The sequence below is a fragment of the Herminiimonas sp. CN genome, from assembly GCF_000622895.1.
GTDB lineage: Bacteria > Pseudomonadota > Gammaproteobacteria > Burkholderiales > Burkholderiaceae_D > AVCC01.
Window position 1 is genome coordinate 1 of the sequence record NZ_AVCC01000034.1, and the last position, 18,394, is coordinate 18,394.

General features: G+C 58.6%; 15 protein-coding genes, 1 tRNA gene and 1 pseudogene. 8 read left to right on the forward strand and 9 right to left on the reverse strand.

Translation table 11 applies throughout. The features are described from left to right. Nucleotides 1-137 precede the first annotated feature (137 nt). Both HMCN_RS0109150 and HMCN_RS0109155 read right to left on the reverse strand, forming a co-directional pair. The gene (locus HMCN_RS0109150) at nucleotides 138-821 is read right to left on the reverse strand and encodes a hypothetical protein (protein WP_025917104.1); all 684 of its coding nucleotides are present in this window, start codon (nucleotides 819-821) and stop codon (nucleotides 138-140) included. A 240-nt stretch (nucleotides 822-1,061) separates the two neighbouring features. Further along, nucleotides 1,062-1,286, reverse strand: coding sequence for a DUF2788 domain-containing protein (locus tag HMCN_RS0109155; RefSeq protein WP_025917105.1), 225 nt, complete (start codon nucleotides 1,284-1,286; stop codon nucleotides 1,062-1,064). 779 nt (nucleotides 1,287-2,065) lie between these two features. Here HMCN_RS0109155 and HMCN_RS19805 point away from each other — a divergent pair. Further along, nucleotides 2,066-3,610, forward strand: a complete 1,545-nt coding sequence (locus tag HMCN_RS19805; protein WP_304412707.1) for a methyl-accepting chemotaxis protein — start codon at nucleotides 2,066-2,068, stop codon at nucleotides 3,608-3,610. A gap of 137 nt (nucleotides 3,611-3,747) precedes the next feature. Here HMCN_RS19805 and tsaD read toward each other — a convergent pair whose 3' ends face one another. Both tsaD and pgi read right to left on the reverse strand, forming a co-directional pair. After that, nucleotides 3,748-4,788 carry a tRNA (adenosine(37)-N6)-threonylcarbamoyltransferase complex transferase subunit TsaD gene (gene tsaD / locus HMCN_RS0109165; RefSeq protein ID WP_025917107.1) on the reverse strand — a complete coding sequence of 347 codons (1,041 nt, stop codon included), beginning with the start codon at nucleotides 4,786-4,788 and terminating at the stop codon, nucleotides 3,748-3,750. A gap of 124 nt (nucleotides 4,789-4,912) precedes the next feature. After that, the gene (gene pgi, locus HMCN_RS0109170; RefSeq protein WP_025917108.1) at nucleotides 4,913-6,553 is read right to left on the reverse strand and encodes a glucose-6-phosphate isomerase; all 1,641 of its coding nucleotides are present in this window, start codon (nucleotides 6,551-6,553) and stop codon (nucleotides 4,913-4,915) included. Nucleotides 6,554-7,044: 491 nt separating this feature from the next. Between pgi and HMCN_RS0109175 the strand changes: the two are divergent. The 4 genes and pseudogenes from HMCN_RS0109175 to HMCN_RS0109190 all read left to right on the forward strand — a co-directional run bounded on the left by HMCN_RS0109175 (nucleotide 7,045) and on the right by HMCN_RS0109190 (nucleotide 10,463). Then, nucleotides 7,045-7,817 (forward strand): annotated as a pseudogene (locus tag HMCN_RS0109175) (ABC transporter ATP-binding protein). Then, nucleotides 7,814-8,809, forward strand: a complete 996-nt coding sequence (locus HMCN_RS0109180) for an ABC transporter substrate-binding protein (RefSeq protein ID WP_025917110.1) — start codon at nucleotides 7,814-7,816, stop codon at nucleotides 8,807-8,809. Before HMCN_RS0109175 ends, HMCN_RS0109180 begins: the two are co-directional and overlap by 4 nt. Nucleotides 8,810-8,874: 65 nt before the next feature. Next, the gene (locus HMCN_RS0109185; RefSeq protein ID WP_025917111.1) at nucleotides 8,875-9,648 is read left to right on the forward strand and encodes an ABC transporter permease; all 774 of its coding nucleotides are present in this window, start codon (nucleotides 8,875-8,877) and stop codon (nucleotides 9,646-9,648) included. 2 nt (nucleotides 9,649-9,650) lie between these two features. Then, nucleotides 9,651-10,463 carry a transporter substrate-binding domain-containing protein gene (locus tag HMCN_RS0109190; protein ID WP_369792146.1) on the forward strand — a complete coding sequence of 271 codons (813 nt, stop codon included), beginning with the start codon at nucleotides 9,651-9,653 and terminating at the stop codon, nucleotides 10,461-10,463. An 86-nt stretch (nucleotides 10,464-10,549) separates the two neighbouring features. Here the strand turns inward: HMCN_RS0109190 and HMCN_RS0109195 are convergent. Further along, nucleotides 10,550-10,624: transfer RNA gene (locus HMCN_RS0109195), tRNA-Arg, on the reverse strand. A gap of 166 nt (nucleotides 10,625-10,790) precedes the next feature. On the opposite strand from HMCN_RS0109195, the gene HMCN_RS0109200 reads away from it, so the two are divergent. Continuing rightward, entirely contained in the window at nucleotides 10,791-12,701 is a 1,911-nt protein-coding gene (locus HMCN_RS0109200) for an ATP-binding cassette domain-containing protein (protein WP_025917113.1), read from the forward strand. Nucleotides 12,702-12,820: 119 nt separating this feature from the next. On the opposite strand, the gene HMCN_RS0109205 is transcribed toward HMCN_RS0109200, so the two are convergent. Further along, entirely contained in the window at nucleotides 12,821-13,657 is an 837-nt protein-coding gene (locus HMCN_RS0109205; protein ID WP_025917114.1) for a SirB1 family protein, read from the reverse strand. A 45-nt stretch (nucleotides 13,658-13,702) separates the two neighbouring features. Next, on the reverse strand, nucleotides 13,703-15,253 hold the full coding sequence (gene murJ / locus HMCN_RS0109210) for a murein biosynthesis integral membrane protein MurJ (RefSeq protein WP_025917115.1): 1,551 nt from the start codon (nucleotides 15,251-15,253) through the stop codon (nucleotides 13,703-13,705). A gap of 232 nt (nucleotides 15,254-15,485) precedes the next feature. Between murJ and rpsT the strand changes: the two genes are divergently transcribed. Continuing rightward, nucleotides 15,486-15,749, forward strand: a complete 264-nt coding sequence (rpsT, locus tag HMCN_RS0109215; RefSeq protein WP_025917116.1) for a 30S ribosomal protein S20 — start codon at nucleotides 15,486-15,488, stop codon at nucleotides 15,747-15,749. 119 nt (nucleotides 15,750-15,868) lie between these two features. Here rpsT and HMCN_RS0109220 read toward each other — a convergent pair whose 3' ends face one another. Together HMCN_RS0109220 and HMCN_RS0109225 are read right to left on the reverse strand one after the other, a co-directional pair. Beyond that, nucleotides 15,869-16,321 (reverse strand): DUF192 domain-containing protein, encoded by a 453-nt coding sequence (locus HMCN_RS0109220; protein ID WP_025917117.1) that lies wholly within the window; start codon nucleotides 16,319-16,321, stop codon nucleotides 15,869-15,871. An 84-nt stretch (nucleotides 16,322-16,405) separates the two neighbouring features. Beyond that, nucleotides 16,406-16,963, reverse strand: a complete 558-nt coding sequence (locus HMCN_RS0109225; protein WP_025917118.1) for a pseudouridine synthase — start codon at nucleotides 16,961-16,963, stop codon at nucleotides 16,406-16,408. A 169-nt stretch (nucleotides 16,964-17,132) separates the two neighbouring features. On the opposite strand from HMCN_RS0109225, the gene icd reads away from it, so the two are divergent. After that, on the forward strand, nucleotides 17,133-18,386 hold the full coding sequence (icd, locus tag HMCN_RS0109230) for an NADP-dependent isocitrate dehydrogenase (RefSeq protein WP_025917119.1): 1,254 nt from the start codon (nucleotides 17,133-17,135) through the stop codon (nucleotides 18,384-18,386). Nucleotides 18,387-18,394 lie beyond the last annotated feature (8 nt).

The following is an 18,394-nucleotide window of genomic DNA, read 5'->3' on the forward strand; positions in this document are numbered from 1 at the left end:
ACGTACGTAAATTTAATTTTTTGGGTGGGGGTATGGCCTTGAGCATGCGGATTCTCGCATGTTTTTAATGTGCATATAAAAACACACGCCTATGTATGCATTTCGGGCGCGGTACTGCAGATGATGTGTGGCTATTTTTACTTAACCGCAAAACAATACAGCAAGCCCGCGCCGCCGGTGCTGGCTAGCGCATCGAGGCTGCAGCCGCCCCTGGACGAATGGGATGCGTTCCACGATTTGGATGCATCGTCGTCCTGCAGGCCGATCCGGTCATGGTGGCCGAGCATGGCCGCACCTTCGCTACCGCTTTTGGTCCAGTTGCCGCAGGTCATGTCCGGATCGCCCGCAAAAGCCCGTCCATCGGGTTGAGATCCGGTCAGGATGTCGTGCATGTTGGGCGTATCGCCACGGCCGTTGATCATTTCGCCTTTTTCGGTCAGGGCCATTTGCTTGTTAATTTTATTGTTGGCGTGCAACTCGTCAATGGTCTTGGCAATGAGCACGCCCTTGGCGTTGTGCCACGGCCCGGTTCCGATGCGGTCGCGTGCATTGACAGCGGGCGTAGCTGCTGTGGCGCTGGCGCTGAGATAGGCATGCCAGGTATGGTTGCCGGCCCCTGCTGCATTGGCCAGCGCCTGGCAATGCCGGTCGGCGCCCTCCAGGCCGCCCAGATCGGCACCCTTGCCTGGGTTGCTGCTGCTGACGAAGAACGTCATCGGGCTCTGACCCTGGCTTTGCGCCGAAACCGGCATTTGCGAGCACGCTGTCAATAGGCCGGCAGCGGTGCAGACAAGTAGCGATAATCCGATCTGGGTGCGCATGGCGGGGTCTCCTCTTGTTTTTCAGGGTCGTGCTGTGCTCTGGCAGCACCTCAATCAGGTTTCCAGTTTAGGTGATGCTGCTTCAATTGCAAGTTGCAAGCCCGTGACGCGTACCCTGGTGTTGCTGCAATCGTCGGTCTGGCGGGATCAATGGGCAGGGCAGCATCGAAGTCGGCGTTACTCTGTCTAAAGAATGAGAAAAACATCGGGTTCGAATCCGTTGAACTGCGGCGCTGTGAATTATTTGATGTCAAGCGTCCATTGGATGATGTATTTGGCGACAAAACCGACCATACCAAATGACAGTCCGAGGAACAGCACAAACGCGCCAAAGCGACCGGCCTTCGCTTGCCATGCAAGCTGACCGACGATGAATAGCATGTAAAGCATGAAGGCGCCCACGCCGAAAGTCAGGCCAATGTGGGCGATCTGGGCTTCCGTAAAGCCGAATACTGTGTTGCTCAAGTGCGATCTCCGTTGTTGAAGTCAGGGGCTGCGGCTACTGCCATTGCCACCAGCGTGCGATATACGCGCCAACTGGCGCGATACAGCAGCGATACCAGCCCCGGTAAGGCAGGTCCGTTGTTCAGTCCGGACCGCATCCATCACGCTGATTTTGCGGTCCAGCGGCAGAATGGTGCGCATGGCCGGGGCTTGAGTCGGGAAGGCGGTTGGCATGATGGCCCGGTATTTTAAATGGAAACAGGCATGCACAGGCGACTTGTGCCCATGGCATGTCAATTGCGCAGCAAAGCCTCGCGTGAGGAAACAGCGCGCAAGCGAGGGAGGGCCGCGGTAAAACAAAGCCAGCGCAAAAATTTGCATCTCGGCAAATGGGAGCCGTGGGTCGAGCTAGCGGCATACACTGGCGCTGCGGCCTGAGTTATCCAGGCTGAAGGATTTCCTGTAGACCAATTCTTTATTTTTGTTTACCCTTGGAAACAGTAGGGTTTTTTCTTGCCGGCTGCTTTGATCTTGATAATCAAATTTTCAAATACACGTCTCCACCGCCTCAACTTCGTGTCCGGACTGCAGTCCATGCACGGATTCGACTATGGCTCACCTAAGAAAGTACAGATATGTTGCGCGTTTCGAATATGAAAATATGGGTACAACTCTTGACCGTCATCGGAGCCGCACTGCTTGCCGTATGGTCAGTCATAATCGTCTGGCAAAATCATGTCTATCGTGAAACCACCATTGGGCAGGCGAGCGGTTTTTCCCTCAGCATGCATGAAGCCACCATGGCCGGACTCACTGGCATGATGGTCACCGGCACCGTCGATCAGCGCGCGGTTTTCCTCGACCAGCTCAAGCAGCTCAATGCGATACGCGATGTGCGGGTGATCCGCGGCGAAGGCGTGACCAAGATGTTTGGGGCCGGCAACGCCAAGGATGCGGCCAATCCGGATGAGTTGGAGCAACAGGTGCTGCGCAGCGGCAAGGAAGTGGTCCGGGTCGAATCCGACAGCAAGGGCGAATATCTGCGGGCGGTGCGGCCCGCTTTAGCCTCGTCGAACTACCTTGGCAAGAACTGCATTTCCTGCCATCAGGTGGCGGAAAACACCGTACTGGGCGTCGTCAGCATGAAAATCTCGCTGGACGAGGCGAATAAGGTCATCGCCGACCAGCGCCTGAAGTCGATTTTTGCCGCCATCCTCAGCTGCATCCCGGTGCTGTTGCTGATTTATCCATTCATTCGCAAAGTCGTCACCCGTCCGCTCGAGGACGGCGTGAAAGTCATCCACGGCATCGCGGCCGGCGATCTGACGCAGAAAATCGAGATCACATCGACCAACGAAATCGGCAAAATGCTGATAGGGCTGAAAGACATGAACGACAGCCTGGTGCGGATCGTGAGCGAAGTGCGCTCCGGCACCGAAACCATCGCCACCGCGTCGGGCCAGATCGCGGCCGGCAACCTCGACCTGTCGTCGCGTACCGAACAACAAGCCAGCGCATTGGACAAAACCGCGTCCTCGATGGGAGATCTGACCTCGACCGTCAAGCAGAACGCCGACAATGCGCGCCAGGCGAACCAGCTGGCGGCATCGGCATCGAGCGTCGCCGTCAAAGGCGGTGAAGTGGTAGCGCATGTGGTCGATACTATGTCTTCGATCAATGAATCGTCCAGGAAAATTGTCGACATCATCGGCGTCATCGACGGCATTGCGTTCCAGACCAACATCCTGGCGCTGAACGCGGCGGTGGAAGCGGCCCGTGCCGGCGAGCAGGGCCGCGGCTTTGCGGTGGTCGCCACCGAAGTGCGCAGCCTGGCGCAGCGCTCGGCTTCCGCCGCCAAGGAGATCAAGTCCCTGATCGGCGATTCGGTCGAGAAGGTCGAAGCCGGCGGCAAGCTGGTCAACGAGGCCGGCGCGACCATGAACGAAATCGTCGCCAGCGTCAAGCGCGTGACCGACATCATGGGCGAAATCAGCGCAGCCAGCCGGGAGCAGGAAGCCGGCATCGGAGAGATCAATCAAGCGATCACCGAGATGGACGGCATGACACAGCAGAACGCCGCACTGGTGGAAGAAGCCGCCGCCGCCGCCGGATCGCTGCAAGACCAGGCCGATAACCTGGTGCAGGTGGTCAGTTTGTTCAAGCTCGATGGCATGCAGACCACGGCGCCGATTGCCAAGCAACAACGTACAGTGCCAACGCAAGCGGCGATCAAGCCGTCCGACCGCAAACCGGGCGCGGCCAGAATCGCGGCGAACCGCAGTGTTGGCGGCAAGAAAGGCGCGAATCTCCCGGCAGGAACGGATGGCGAATGGGAGCAGTTCTGAGCGAAGGCGATACCACCTGCTCGGGTGGAAAACGTTTTGCCTGAAAACTGAATAAAGCAACCTTCGGTATGCCCTGAAAATCAAGGAATCACAAGAAATTCCGTAAGGCAATCGCCGTTTTTAGGGCTTATGTATTGTTACGCGGCGCACAATGCGTCGAGTGGCCAGCGCGGCCGCACATTGAACGCATAGTCGCGCTTGGCCGCAGCCGGATTTTCCTTCAGGCGCAAGGCGCCGGCGAAGGCGATCATCGCGCCGTTGTCGGTGCAGAATTCCAGTTCCGGATAAAACACCCGGAAGCGCCGTTTGGCAGCGGCCGCATCCAGCGCGGCGCGCAATTGCACATTGGCGCCGACGCCGCCGGCGATCACCAGCCGCTTCAGGCCGGTGTCGCGCAGCGCCGCCACGCATTTGGCGGTCAGCACTTCCGCCATCGCATCGACAAAGGCGCGCGCTACATTGGCCTTGTCCTGCTCGCAGATATTGGTGATCTGGCTCTTGACCACGGTCAGCACCGCGGTTTTCAGGCCGGAGAAACTGAAATTCAAATCCTTCGAATGCAGCATCGGCCGCGGCAGCTTGTACGCGCCCGGATCGCCGAATTCGGCCATGCGCGAGATTTCCGGCCCGCCCGGATAGCCGAGCCCCAGCAGCTTGGCCGACTTGTCGAACGCTTCGCCAGCGGCGTCGTCCAGCGTCTCTCCCAGTAAGGCATAGCGGCCGACGCCGTCGACCCGCATCAATTGGGTGTGGCCGCCGGACACCAGCAAGGCGACGAACGGAAACGCCGGCGGCGAATATGCCGGATTCTTGGCCAGCAGCGGCGACAGCAAGTGCCCTTCCAGATGGTGGATGCCGAGCATCGGCTTGTCCAGCGCCAGCCCCAAGCCGCAGGCAAACGACGCGCCGACCAGCAGTGCGCCGGCCAAGCCCGGCCCCTGGGTAAAGGCGATTGCGTCGATGTCGGTCAGCGCCCGGCCGCTGTCCCTGAGGGTTTGCTGCAGCAGCGGGATCGCGCGCCGGATGTGGTCGCGCGACGCCAGTTCCGGCACTACGCCGCCATACGCGGCATGCATCGCAACCTGCGAGTGCAGCGCGTGCGCCAGCAAGCCTTGTTCGGTGTCAACTAGCGCGATGCCGGTTTCGTCACAGGAGGATTCAACGCCTAGAACAAGCATGGGATGTCTGTAGGGTAGGTGGGTGGTGTGATTCTTGTCCGTATTATCCTGGAAAAAGCAGTTGGCCGCTTCTAAATTGACCGTGCGTTGTGCCGTCGCGTTCGCGCTGGATGCGGAAACGGAATCAGAGTGCGGCTTTGGCCAGCGCGATCAGGTTATTGGTGGAGCTGTCGTGCTGCAGCGGTTGTGCCGTGCCCAGTAGTTCGGACTGGATGTTCCGGGCCAGCGCCTTGCCGAGTTCGACGCCCCACTGGTCGAAGCTGTTGACGCCCCAGATCACGCCTTGGACGAAGACCTTGTGTTCGTACAGCGCCAGCAGCGCACCGAGTGTCTCCGGGGTCAGCGCATCCATCAGGATCATGTTGCTGGGACGGTTGCCGGGGCAGACCCGGTGCGGCACCAGAGCTGGGATGCGTTCTTCGTCAATGCCTTCGGCCTGCATCTCGGCGCGCACTTCTGCCGCGCTCTTGCCGTGCATCAGCGCTTCCGATTGGGCAAAGCAGTTGGCCAGCAGCGCCGCATGGTGGTCCGGCAGCCGGTGTTGCGGCCTGAGGGCGGCAATGAAATCGACCGGGATCACATCGCTGCCTTGGTGCAGCAACTGGAAATACGCGTGCTGGCCGTTGGTGCCGGCATTGCCCAGGATCAGCGGGCTGCTGGCGGTTTCCAGCGTGGCGCCGTCGAGAGCCACGCCTTTGCCGTTGCTCTCCATCTCCAGTTGCTGCAGGAACGCCGGCAGCAAATTCAGGTCTTGCTGGTAGGGCGCGATCGCCAGCGCGCTGCTGCCGAGGAAGTTGCGGTTCCAGATGCCGACCAGCGCCAGCAGAACCGGCATGTTCGCTGCCAGCGGCGCGCTGCAAAAATGCTGATCCATTGCGTGTGCGCCTTGCAGGAACGCGGCAAAATGGTCGAAGCCGACCGCCAGTGCGATCGACAGCCCGATCGCCGACCAGACCGAGTAGCGTCCGCCGACCCAGTCCCAGAACGGGAACATGTTGCCGGGATCGATGCCGAACGCGCGCACCGCTGCGGTATTGGTCGACAGCGCCACAAAATGCCGGGCCAATGCTGCCTCGCTGCAGCTCTGCTGCAGCATCCAGTCGCGCGCCGAGTGCGCGTTCAGCATGGTTTCCTGGGTAGTGAAGGATTTGGAGGCGACAATGAATAGCGCGGTTTCCGGATTGCACTTGCGCAGCACCGCATCCAGATCGCGGCCGTCGGCATTCGACACGAAATGCAGCTGCAAATCGGATTGCGCAAATGGTTGCAGCGCCTGGCATGCCAGCTTGGGGCCGAGGTCGGAGCCGCCGATGCCGATATTGACGATGTCGGTAATCGCTTTGCCGGTATGGCCCAGCCATTGTCCGCTGCGCACGCGCTCGGTGAAGGCGCGCATCTGGCCTTGCACCGCATGCACGGCGGCAATCACATCCTGCCCATCCAGCAAAAGTTCTGCGTCACGCGGTGCGCGCAGCGCGACATGCAGCGCTGCACGGTGCTCGGTGGTGTTGATCTTGACGCCGGCAAACATCGCGGCGCGTTGCTCTTCCACCCCGCGTTCGCGCGCCAGATCCAGCAGCAGGCGCAGGCTATCGGTAGTCAGCAGATTTTTGGAATAATCCAGCAGCAGACCGGCCGCCCTGAGCGACATGGCGGCAAAACGCTGCGGATTCTGTGCGAACAGATCCGGCAGACGCCGGTTTTTTACGCTGGCGAAGTGGGATTGCAGAGCTGCAAAGGATGCGCTTGCAGTAAGTGATGGCATGGCGAGAGCGGTCAAGGTTGGAAGGGGAATGCGAGATCGGAATATACAGTACTCAAAGGCAAAAATTCTATGGATTGCTGCGGCAGATTTTGCGCGGTAGCAACTGCGCCGGGTTTCCGGTGGCGGTGATGCTGTGTGCTGCGGTCGGGGGAATTCGTTTTTGTCACCGACGGCGCCGGAGTGTTATTTTTATACAGCTGCCTGTATATTTTTTCTGCGCATGTAAAACAAGAGAAAATATGGTAAATGGGCTTATTATGCCGGGAGTATATTGCAGCGGGGTATTTTTCGATGCTCCGGCAACCCACGGCGGGTCGATGCTTTCGGTTGCTGCATTCTGTTCTATATGCCATTTTCAAATAAGCATAGCGCGTAAAAATCGTTGTGTGGCATAAGTCGGCTCAGTACAGTACGCAGCATCTACCAAATTCCCGTCATTCATCAGGCAAGCGCATCATCGATGCCGTTTTGCCGTTCAGAAGCGAAACCCAATGAAGCTGTCTTTCAACAATATACAAAAAGTTTTTCCGGCCTGCATGTGATCGATGGCTTTAGCCGCGACATCGAGGAAGGCGAACTGGTCGCCTTTGTCGGCCCGTCCGGCTGCGGCAAATCGACGCTGCTGCACATCGCCGCCGGACTGGAGTTGCCGGGCAGCGGCCGCATGCTGGCCGACGGCCAAGCTGTCACTGGCCCGCATCCGCAGCGCACGCTGATGTTCCAGGAAAATGCACTGTATCCGTGGCTGACGCTGCGGCAAAACGTCGCGCTGGCGCTGGAATTCCAGCAAGTCGACAAGCGGGAAGCGTGCGCTCAGGCCGGCGCCTGGCTGGCGAAGGTCAACCTGCAAGGCTTCGAGGATTATTTCCCGCATCAGGTGTCGGGCGGCATGCGCCAGCGCGCGGCACTGGCGCGCGCTTTCATTTCGCAGCCGAAGGTACTGTTGCTGGACGAGCCGTTCGGCGCGCTTGATGCGCTGACCCGGATGACCCTGCAGGATGCATTGCGCAAATTGATCCGCGCCGAGCGGCCGACTGTCCTGCTGGTCACGCACGACGTCGACGAGGCGCTGTTTCTGGCCGACCGGATTCTGGTATTCAGCGCGCGGCCGGCCACGGTGCTGCGTGAATTCAATCTGGTTCACCACGAAAAAACCCACGACCTGTCGGAGTTTTCAGCCATTCGCCGCCAGATCCTGGGGCTACTGGGAATCGAGGCAGAACAAGACAATTTTGCCAAAATCATAGAGGAGGTTGGAGTATGAAGCTGTCACGATTAGTGCTTTCCGCAGTAGCGGTATTGGCGTTCGCTAGCCAGGCGTCGGCTGCCGATAGGTTCAGGGTCGGTTATCTGCGCGTGATGGACGATGCACAAGCGATTGCCGCCCATGAAGGCGGCTTCTACAAGAAGCAGGGGCTGGATGTCGAACTGGTCGAATTTAAGTCCGGCACCGATCTGATCAAGGCCATCGTCGGCGGTCAGCTCGATACCGGCGTGCTGGGCTTTACCAATGCGGTGGCATGGGCATCGAAGGGCGCGAACCTGAAAGTGGTGGGCGGCGCGCAGCATGGCTATCACGCGATTGTGGTGCGCGAAGATAGCGGCATCAAGGATGTGGCCGGACTGAAAGGCCGCTCGCTGGCCTCGCAAGCCGAAGGCAGCACTGCCGACACCGTGTTGAAAGGCGTGGTGCTAAAGCATGCCGGGCTGAAAGCGGATGATGTCAACATCATGGGTGTCAGTCCGCAGGTGGCGGTGCAATCGCTGGTCGGCAAGCGCGTCGATGCCGCATTCCTGTTCGAGCCGCAAGCCAGCATTGCGCAACTGATTGCGCCGGTAAAGCAAATTTATGAAATCGGCGAAGTCTGGCCGTTCCCGTGCATGGTCGTCATCACTTCCGGCGAGACGCTGGCAAAGCGCCGCGCCGAGGTCTGGAAGTCGCTCGACGCGCAGCGCGAAGCGATCGACTTGCTGCAAAAGAAACCGGCCGACGCATCGAAGCTGATCGCCTCCTATTTCATCGCCGAACCGACGCTGAAAACCCTCAAGCATGGTGACTTGCCGCGTGAAGACGTGATCCGCGACGCGATCAAGAGCCAGACCTTCAGCGCCGCACTGACCGCCAAGGAACAACTGCGGATGCAGGAAATCGCCGACATCCTGCAACAGCAGGGTGCGCTGAAAACCCGCGACGGCAAGCCGTTCGACGTCCGGAGCATTGTCGACCTGTCCTGGCAAAAGGACCGTAAATTATAATTGGGTTATTCTACTTTTAGTTCCCGATGGCCGACATACGTCGGCCTTCGCATTTTGAAGTTGCCATGAGTACTCAGATTCGCCTTACCGGTTATCAAAAAAAATTCGCGATGGTGCTGGCGATTGCCTTCATCCTGCTGATGTGGCAAATCGCCGCCTGGTCCTTGCCGGATTTCCTGATGCCGGACGTGCCGACCGTGCTGCTGCGCCTGTGGGCAGAGGTGCAGACCGAACAGTTCCGCACCGCCCTCTGGGGCAGCCTGTCGCGGCTGGGCATCGGTTATGGCGCTGCGCTGCTGCTGGGTATCGGTTTCGGCCTGATCGGCGCGGTGCTGTACTTCTTTCGCGAAGTGCTGAAGTCGGCCATCATCATCTTGCAATCGATCCCGTCGATTGCGTGGGTGCCGCTGTTGCTGATACTGATGGGTTTCGGCAGCCTGCCGATCATCATCGTGGTGGCGATTGCGGCCTTTTTCCCGGCCGCGCTGTCGGTCATGAACGCCAGCGAAAGCGTGCAAAAGGTGCATGTTTCGGCTGCGCGCGTAATGGGCGCGACCCGGCGCGACATGCTCAGTCGCGTCTATCTGCCGGCCGTAATGCCGGAACTGATCACCGGCGCGCAACTGGCTTTCGGCAATGCCTGGCGGGCACTGATTTCGGCCGAAATGCTGATCGGTTTCGGCAAGGGGCTGGGACGCACGCTGGCGTATGCGGGAGAAACTGCTGACATGGTCGGCGTCATGACGAACATCCTGACGATTGCGATTTTGGCGGTCCTGATCGATCAGCTGATCCTGGAAAACCTGAAGCACCGCCTGCTGCGCTATCAATACGTTTAATCATGATGGGATTTGCATTTTTGCTGCGCGCGCTATTGGCCGCCATCCTCGGATGCGCGGGCTCCGCCGCATTGGCGGCTGGCCTGCCGGAACAGGCCAGGCAGCGTGGCAGGCTGGAAGTCGGCGTTCGCTATGTCATACCGCCTTATGCGGCGGGCGCCAAATACCGGACCCCGGAAGGCGTCGACACCGTGCTGGCGGAAGATCTGGCGGCGCGCCTGCAAGTAACGCTGGCCACGCTGCGCGCTACTCCTGTCAATCGCGCGCAGTTGCTGGCCAGCGGCAAGGCGGATCTGGTGCTGGCAGCCGTTGCCGACAGCGACCCCTTGCTGCGCAGCGCAGCGGTGGTGCCGACCGGGTATGCTGCCGCGCCGCTGGCAATCATGCGCACCGATACCGACATCAAGACGCCACAGCAGCTCAAGGGGCGCACCGTTTGCCTGTCGGAAGGCGGCGCTTACGTCGGCGCGATGGCAGCCAGATATGGCGCCATTGAAAAAGTGTTCAAGGCGCCGGCCGATTCCTTGCTGGCGCTTCGGGTCGGCGGCTGCGACGCCGCCGTCCATGACGACGCGCTGCTCAATGCGCTGCTCAAACTGCCGGAGTGGAAGAAATTTTCGGCCCGCCTGACGCTCGGGCCGCGCATGTCGCTGGTGCTGATTGCGCCTGCCGGCGACGCCGGTGCGGCGGCATTCCTGAAAAAAACCGCGCACGCGTGGTCGGAAGGCAGTTACTGGGCCGGAATCCGGAAAAAATGGGCAAATGACGTAGCCTTTGAGGTGTACCTGAGCCAAAGCGTGCCGGACTGCCATTGATTTCTGAATACGGCCCGTCCTGCGATAAAAAAACCGCATGCTCATGGTGAACTATGCGGCCTTGGCTTTTGTCAGAAATGTGTAACTGGTCCCCCCGACTGGAATCGAACCAGTATCCCACGCTTAGGAGGCATGTGCACTATCCATTGTGCTACGGGGAGACGCTGCGCGAGCATTATCGCATCAAACTTGCATCAAACGGCCGACATTATAGCCGACCTGATTGGCCGGAATCGGGTCTTTTATCCGGCACTCGGTACAATGCGTGCTTCATTCATCATTTCGGCCGGCGCTATTGCAGTGCCGGCCGACCATCATCAGGTAATCATGGCAGTCATTTCTCTTTCCAACGCGCAACTTGCATTCGGTCATGTGGCATTGCTCGACCACGCCGAATTTTCGCTCGAATCCTCCGAGCGGGTCGGCCTGATCGGCCGCAACGGCACCGGCAAATCCTCTTTGCTGAAACTCATTTCAGGCGTGAATAAACTCGATGACGGCTTGCTGGTAATGCAGCAGGGGATCAAGATCGCGTACGTCGAGCAGGAGCCGTATTTCGATCCGGATATCACGGTGTTCGAGGCGGTCGCGTCCGGCATGGGGGAGATGGCGGCGTTGCTGGCCGAGTACGACGCGCTGACCGGCCAGTTCGGCGGCGATGACGATGACGCGTTGATGGAGCGGATGCACGACATCCAGGTCAAGCTCGATGCGGCCGATGCCTGGAGCCTGAACAACAAGGTCGAAACCACGCTCGACCGCCTGAACCTGGACGGCAGCTCGACCATGAGCACGCTGTCGGGCGGGATGAAGAAGCGGGTCGCGCTGGCTTGCGCGCTGGTCAGCGCGCCGGACGTGCTGCTGCTGGACGAGCCGACCAACCATCTGGATTTCACCTCGATCCTGTGGCTGGAAGGCTTGCTGCGCGACTACAAGGGCAGCGTGCTGTTCATCACCCATGACCGCAGCTTCCTGGATAACGTTGCCACCCGCATCGTCGAACTCGATCGCGGCCGGCTGCTGTCGTTCCCGGGCAATTTCAGCGCCTATGAAGTGCGCAAGGCCGAACAGCTGGAGATCGAAGAGGTCGAAAACGCCAAGTTCGACAAGTTCCTGGCTCAGGAGGAAGTCTGGATCCGCAAGGGCGTGAAAGCGCGCCGGGTGCGCGACGAGGGCCGGGTGCGCCGTCTGGAAGCCTTGCGCCTGACGCGCGAAGCGCGCCGCAATCAGCAGGGACAGGTCAATCTGGCAGTGTCGGCGGGCGAACGCTCCGGCAAGATCGTGGCCGAGCTGGAAAACGTCTACAAGAGCTATGGCGAGAAGGTCATCGTGCGCGATTTCAGTGCGACCCTGCTGCGCGGCGACAAGATCGGCCTAATCGGCGCCAACGGCGCCGGCAAGACCACCTTGCTGAAAATGATCCTGGGCGAAGAGCAGCCGGATTCGGGCACGGTCAAGCAAGGCACCAAGCTGCAGATCGCCTACTTCGACCAGATGCGGGCCCAGCTCGACGAGAACGCCAGCCTGGCCGACACCATTGCACCGGGCAGCGACTGGGTCGAGATCAACGGCCAGCGCCGCCATGTGATGACCTACCTGAACGATTTCCTGTTTTCGCCGGAGCGGGCCCGCTCGCCGGTCAAGTCGCTGTCCGGCGGCGAGCGCAACCGGCTGCTGCTGGCGCGCCTGTTCGCCAAGCCGGCCAACGTGCTGGTGCTGGATGAACCGACCAACGATCTGGACATCGATACGCTGGAATTGCTGGAAGAGCTGCTGGAAGACTACAAAGGCACGGTGTTCCTGGTCAGCCATGACCGCACCTTCCTCGACAACGTGGTGACCGAGGTGATCGTGTCCGAAGGCGACGGCCTGTGGCGCGAATACGTCGGCGGCTATAGCGACTGGGAACGCGTACGGCCGTCGCAGGCGGCAGTCATCAAGGCAGCCAAGGCGGAACTGAAAGCGGAGCCGAAGCCGGCGGCGGCAGTAGCCACTGCGGCAGCACCGAAGAAAAAGCTCAGCTACAAGGAGCAGCGCGAACTGGAAGAGCTGCCGAAGCTGATTGCCAGCCTGGAAGCGGAGCAGAAGGCGCTGTCCGAGCAGCAGGCCGCGCCGGATTTTTACAAGCAGCCGGCAGCCGAGGTGAAGCGCCTCAATGCGCGTGTCGAGGAGATCGATGTGCTGCTGCTGGAGGCGTTGGAGCAGTGGGAAGTCATCGAAGCGCGCGCCAATGGCTGAATCGTCCAGTTCGATATTTTATGCGGGGTATGCATGAAAACTGCATGGCCACTGCAATAATTTACTGCGATGTAAAAAAATACTGGAATCCGTATTTATCTGGCAAGGCGGCGGGGAAATCAGTGCGGGCGCTTGCAGGCATCGCGCAGGGCCGGGAGTTTTTCGCGCAGCATGGCGGCGTCCGATGCATGCGGCCGCTGGGCCAGATAGGCTTCCAGATCCTGCAGCGCCGGTTGCGGGCGCGACAGGTTGGCATACGCCAGACCGCGGTCGCGGCGCTCGGCGATGTCATCCGGCAACAGGATCACCAGTCTTTGTTGCACAGCCAGAAAACCTGCCCAGTTTCCCTCCTCGACCAGGATCGATTTCAGGTTGCGTAGCATGCGCGCCAGGATTTCACGCGGGTGGGCCGCATGCAGATGGTGCGCCAGCGTATTTTCCGGCGTCGCTTCAGTCGGTTCGACATACGGCAGCAGCAGTTCTTCCAGCGCCTCGCGGGTCAGGCTGCTACCGCTTAGCGGGTCGAGGATGATTTCGCCGGTCGGCACCGATAAGCGCATCAAGAAGTGGCCGGGGAAGGCGATGCCCTTGATCCGCAAGCCGATCTGCTGCGCTATTTCCATGAAGAGCACGGCCAGGGAAATCGGAATCCCGCGCCGGGTCGCGATGACGTGCGGCAGCAGGCTGTTGCCGATGTCGTAAAAATGATTGACGTTGCTGCCAAAACCCAATTCGCGGTAGAAATATCGATTGAGCAAGCGCAATTTCTGGATGTCGCTCATGTCCGGCGCCAGCCGTCGCTGCAAGGTGGCGGCAAAACCGTCGACCGTGGCCTGGACCGCACCAAAGTCCAGCCGCTCATCGATGCCCTGCGTAACCGCAAGCGCCGCTTCGAACAACGGAATCGCATCGTCCTGGCTGACCAGGGTGGCAAAATAATCGAGCGGCTGAATCATGCGATCATTTTGCCAGCAATATCGTCAGCAGGATCGGCCGCGTATTCATAGCGCAATCCGCTTGAAGTCCGCAAACCGGAAACCCATCGCCAGCAATGCGCTGAAGTAAGTGGCGACGCACACGCTGATGACCAAGAGCAGGGCGCCGATGCGCATCAGCGGGTGCGCCTTCAATCCCATCCAGTCGAATTGCGCGGCGCTCCAGAGCGCGACTCCGGCCAGCAGAAACAGCGCACCGGCAAGACGGATCATGAATTGACTCCAGCCGGCCTTGGGGCGGTAGATATTGCGCCGGCGCAGGCCAAAATACAGGAATAGCGCATTCACGCAGGCGCCCAGGCCGATCGACAGCGCCAGACCGGCATGCGCAATCCAGGGCACGAAAAGCAGGTTCATCAACTGGGTGACGATCAATACCCCGACCGCAATCTTGACTGGCGTGCGGATGTCCTGCTTGGCATAAAATCCGGGCGCCAGGATTTTCACCAGGATCAGACCGATCAGGCCGGCGCCGTAGGCCAGCAGCGCATTGCCGGTCATGGCGACATCGCGCGCGCTGAATTTCCCGTAGTGGAACAGGGTCGCGGTCAGCGGCTCTGCCAGGGTGGCCAGGCCGACGGCGGAAGGCAGGGCGAGCAGGAAGGTCAGCCGCAGGCCCCAGTCCAGCAGCGCCGAATACTCGACCTTGTCGCCATCGGAATTGGCCTTCGACAGGCTCGGCAGCAAGATCGTGCCCAGCGCCACGCCCAGCAATGCGGTCGGGAATTCCATCAGGCGATCCGCATACGACAGCCATGAAACGCTGCCGTTGGCCAGGCGGGACGCGATATTGGTATTGATCATCAGGCTGATCTGCGCCACCGATACCGCAAAAGTCGCCGGCACCATCTGCTTGAGCACCCGCCGCACGCCGGCATCCCGCAATCCAAATAGTGGATTAAGCGAGATGCGCGGCAGCATGCCGATTTTCAGCAGCGCCGGGATTTGCACCGCCAGCTGCAGTACGCCACCGACGAACACCGCAATAGCCAGCGCGTACACCGGTTGCTTGAGCAGCGGCGCCAGAAACAGCGAAGCGGCAATGAAGGATAGATTCAGCAGCACCGGCGTCAGTGCGGGAATCTTGAATTCGCGCCAGGTATTGAGGACGCCGCCAGCCAGCGCCACCAGCGACATGAAGCCGATGTACGGAAACATGATGCGCGTCATCACGACCGAGGCGTCGAATGCCTGCGCATTGGATTTCAGGCCGGTGGCGATCAGGTACACCACCGTGGGCGCTGCCAGGATGCCGGCGATGCAGGTGACAAGCAGGGCCCAGGTCAGCACGGTGGCAACATGGTCGACTAGTTCCCTGGTCGGCTGGTCGCCTTTCTGGTTCTTGTATTCGGCCAGAATCGGTACGAATGCCTGGGAGAAGGCGCCCTCCGCAAACAGCCGGCGCAGCAGGTTTGGAATTCGGAAGGCGACGAAAAACGCATCGGTATAGGCGGATGCGCCGAATGCGCGCGCAATCAGGAACTCGCGTAACAGGCCAGTTACGCGGGATAGCATCGTCATGCCCGATATGGTGGCAAGTGTTTTAAGCAAGTTCATGGGCCGGAATTATAGCCGCTCAGCGCATTGCCACCCGCAGCAGGCATGTCCGAACCTTCCGATAGTTGGCTTTGCTGGTTGTCTATAGCGCCTGATGCTTGCTTCATTGTGGTGTGCCGTGATCGGTTTGCTCGTTTCAAAAAATACCGCTATAATGCGTGGCTTCACAGAATTTTTATCTCGCAACACTCAGGTTTGCGAACGCACTTTGACCTTGTTTTAGGAAATACTCATGGCAAATACAGCACAAGCACGCAAGCGCGCTCGTCAAGCAGTCAAACTGAACGCGCAGAATTCCAGCCAGCGTTCCACATTGCGTACAGCAATCAAAGCTGTGCGCAAGGCAATCGCAGCAGGCGACAAAGCCGCTGCGGCAGCGGTCTATCAATCGTCGATTTCAACGATTGATCGTATTGCCGATAAGAAAATCATTCATAAAAACAAAGCTGCACGCCATAAGAGCCGCCTTGCTGCGGCCTTGAAAGCACTGGCTTAATTGGTTTTCGGAACTTCGGCCTGCGGTCGGAGTTCTGTGTTTGACTAGTTAATAAAAAACCCGCTCGATCTTGTCGTGCGGGTTTTTCTGTTGAAGCGGCATTTCCGGGATTGGCTGAATCAGTTCGGGGTCAGTCCGTCGATGACGCTGCCGGGCTTGATATTTTTCTGCTTGAACCAGCCCTGATTCATTTCCAGTGCAAACCGAACCGCTTTTTTTGCGCAATGCGAATTGGTGGTTTGCGGTTGCATGTCTTCGATGTTGACTATTTTCCCATTGCTGTCAATGAAAGCAACCGAAAGCGGGATCAGGGTGTTCTTCATCCACATGCAGACGCCGGCGGGTGCTTCGAAGTCAAATATCATACCTTCGTTATTGGCCATTTTTTCCCGAAACATCAAGCCCTGCTGGCGCTCGGCCTCATTGGCAGCGACCTCTGCCTTGATTACATACATTCCTGCCGTGAGCGTGGTGCTGCGAAATTTTTGCACTTGCTGCGCATGCCCGGGCGTCGCAATGCCGCCCAAGACAGCAGTAAGAAGAGCAATGCACTGACGCATCTGCCTGTTCATGATGAATTCCCCTGACTGAAGAAGATACGCATTTTGACCTAAAAAGGCTGAATATACCCTGCCTTTACACTGACTATCGAAAAACTATCGTAGTTCAGCTGGTGATACCGTGCGCCATTCGCCTGGCATCAGAGGATGGGTTTGCAGGGAAAAATTGCCGATGGCGATGCGCACCAGCCTCAAGGTAGGCAGTCCAACCGCTGCTGTCATCCGCCGCACCTGTCGATTCTTGCCTTCGGAGAGCGTGATGGCCAGCCAACTGGTCGGATGATTGCTGCGTTCCCGGATCGGTGGATTACGCGGCCAGAGCCAGTCGGGCGGGTAAATTTGCCTGACAATGCACGGCTGGGTAACGAAATCCCCGAGATCGAGCGGGTTGCGCAGACGCGCCAGCATGGCGGAATCCGGCTTCCCTTCGACTTGGGCGATATAGGTTTTCGGTTGTTTGTGATCCGGATGGCTGATATCGTGCTGGAGCTTGCCATCGTCCGTGAGCAGCAGCAGCCCCTCGCTATCGGCGTCCAGCCGGCCGGCCGGATAGACGTTCGGGATATCGAGATAATCGGCCAATGTCTGGCGGGTCGGATGGACGGAAAACTGGCACATCACCTGAAACGGTTTATTGAATAATATGAGTGGCATGCTCGTAGTGTCGCAAAAACATGGCATCTAGTAAAATACTAGTGCATAATACGAAATTCTGGTCTTGTATCTTATATAAGACACAAGTCATTTAGGCAAAATTCATCAGGTTCAAATGTCCACTTCAGAGTGAAGTACGCTCTTTTTCGCCTCAACTTCGGAGACAACGATGTATCAACATATCAAAGTTCCAGCCGACGGCAAGAAAATTTCCGTCAATGCCGATTTTTCATTGACCGTTCCGGATAACCCGGTTCTGCCTTATATCGAGGGTGATGGCACCGGCGTCGATATCAGTCCGGTAATGATCAAGGTAATTGATGCAGCTGTTGCCAAGGCATACGGCGGCAAGCGCAAAATCAGCTGGATGGAAGTCTATGCCGGCGAAAAATCGACCCAGGTATATGGCCCGGATGTATGGCTGCCGGAAGAAACGCTGCAGGTCCTTAAGGATTATGTGGTCTCGATCAAAGGTCCATTGACCACCCCGGTTGGCGGCGGTATCCGTTCGCTCAACGTGGCGCTGCGTCAAGAGCTGGATTTGTATGTCTGCCTGCGTCCGGTACGTTATTTTACCGGTGTACCTTCACCAGTGCGTGAGCCGCACAAGACCGACATGGTGATTTTCCGTGAAAATTCGGAAGATATCTACGCCGGGATTGAGTTTCAGGAAGGTTCGGATCAGGTCAAGAAGTTGATCGAATTCCTGATCAATGAAATGGGTGTCAAGAAAATCCGTTTCCCGAACACTTCTGGTATCGGCATTAAGCCGGTGTCCCGGGAAGGCACCGAGCGTCTGGTGCGCAAGGCCATCCAGTATGCGATTGACAATGACAAGCCATCCGTGACGATAGTGCACAAAGGCAACATCATGAAGTACACCGAAGGCGGCTTCCGCGATTGGGCGTATGCACTGGCGCAAAAGGAATTCGGCGCTGCGCTGATTGATGGCGGCCCATGGTGCAAATTTAAAAATCCGAAAACCGGCAAGGACATCGTGGTCAAGGACTCGATTGCAGATGCATTCCTGCAGCAAATCCTGTTGCGTCCGAGCGAATACAGCGTCATTGCGACATTGAATCTGAATGGCGACTACATCTCTGACGCACTGGCGGCCCAGGTTGGCGGTATCGGCATTGCTCCAGGTGCCAACTTGTCGGATTCGATTGCGATATTTGAAGCGACCCACGGTACCGCACCAAAATACGCAGGGAAAGACTATGTTAATCCGGGTTCGCTGATCCTTTCTGCAGAAATGATGTTGCGGCACATGGGTTGGCTGGAGGCTGCGGATCTGGTTATTAATTCGATGCAAAAATCCATTGCTTCCAAAAAGGTCACTTATGACTTTGCCCGGCTGATGGAAGGCGCCACTCAGGTCTCATGCTCCGGTTTTGGCGATGTCATGATCGAAAACATGTAAGTTGCATA

Coding starts and splice junctions, on each gene's coding strand:
- HMCN_RS0109150 (WP_025917104.1), bottom strand. CDS start 821: ATGCGCACCCAGATCGGATTATCGCTACTTGTCTGCACCGCTGCCGGC.
- HMCN_RS19805 (WP_304412707.1), top strand. CDS start 2,066: ATGGCCGGACTCACTGGCATGATGGTCACCGGCACCGTCGATCAGCGC.
- tsaD (WP_025917107.1), bottom strand. CDS start 4,788: ATGCTTGTTCTAGGCGTTGAATCCTCCTGTGACGAAACCGGCATCGCG.
- pgi (WP_025917108.1), bottom strand. CDS start 6,553: ATGCCATCACTTACTGCAAGCGCATCCTTTGCAGCTCTGCAATCCCAC.
- HMCN_RS0109180 (WP_025917110.1), top strand. CDS start 7,814: ATGAAGCTGTCACGATTAGTGCTTTCCGCAGTAGCGGTATTGGCGTTC.
- HMCN_RS0109185 (WP_025917111.1), top strand. CDS start 8,875: ATGAGTACTCAGATTCGCCTTACCGGTTATCAAAAAAAATTCGCGATG.
- HMCN_RS0109190 (WP_369792146.1), top strand. CDS start 9,651: ATGATGGGATTTGCATTTTTGCTGCGCGCGCTATTGGCCGCCATCCTC.
- HMCN_RS0109200 (WP_025917113.1), top strand. CDS start 10,791: ATGGCAGTCATTTCTCTTTCCAACGCGCAACTTGCATTCGGTCATGTG.
- HMCN_RS0109205 (WP_025917114.1), bottom strand. CDS start 13,657: ATGATTCAGCCGCTCGATTATTTTGCCACCCTGGTCAGCCAGGACGAT.
- murJ (WP_025917115.1), bottom strand. CDS start 15,253: ATGAACTTGCTTAAAACACTTGCCACCATATCGGGCATGACGATGCTA.
- rpsT (WP_025917116.1), top strand. CDS start 15,486: ATGGCAAATACAGCACAAGCACGCAAGCGCGCTCGTCAAGCAGTCAAA.
- HMCN_RS0109220 (WP_025917117.1), bottom strand. CDS start 16,321: ATGAACAGGCAGATGCGTCAGTGCATTGCTCTTCTTACTGCTGTCTTG.
- HMCN_RS0109225 (WP_025917118.1), bottom strand. CDS start 16,963: ATGCCACTCATATTATTCAATAAACCGTTTCAGGTGATGTGCCAGTTT.
- icd (WP_025917119.1), top strand. CDS start 17,133: ATGTATCAACATATCAAAGTTCCAGCCGACGGCAAGAAAATTTCCGTC.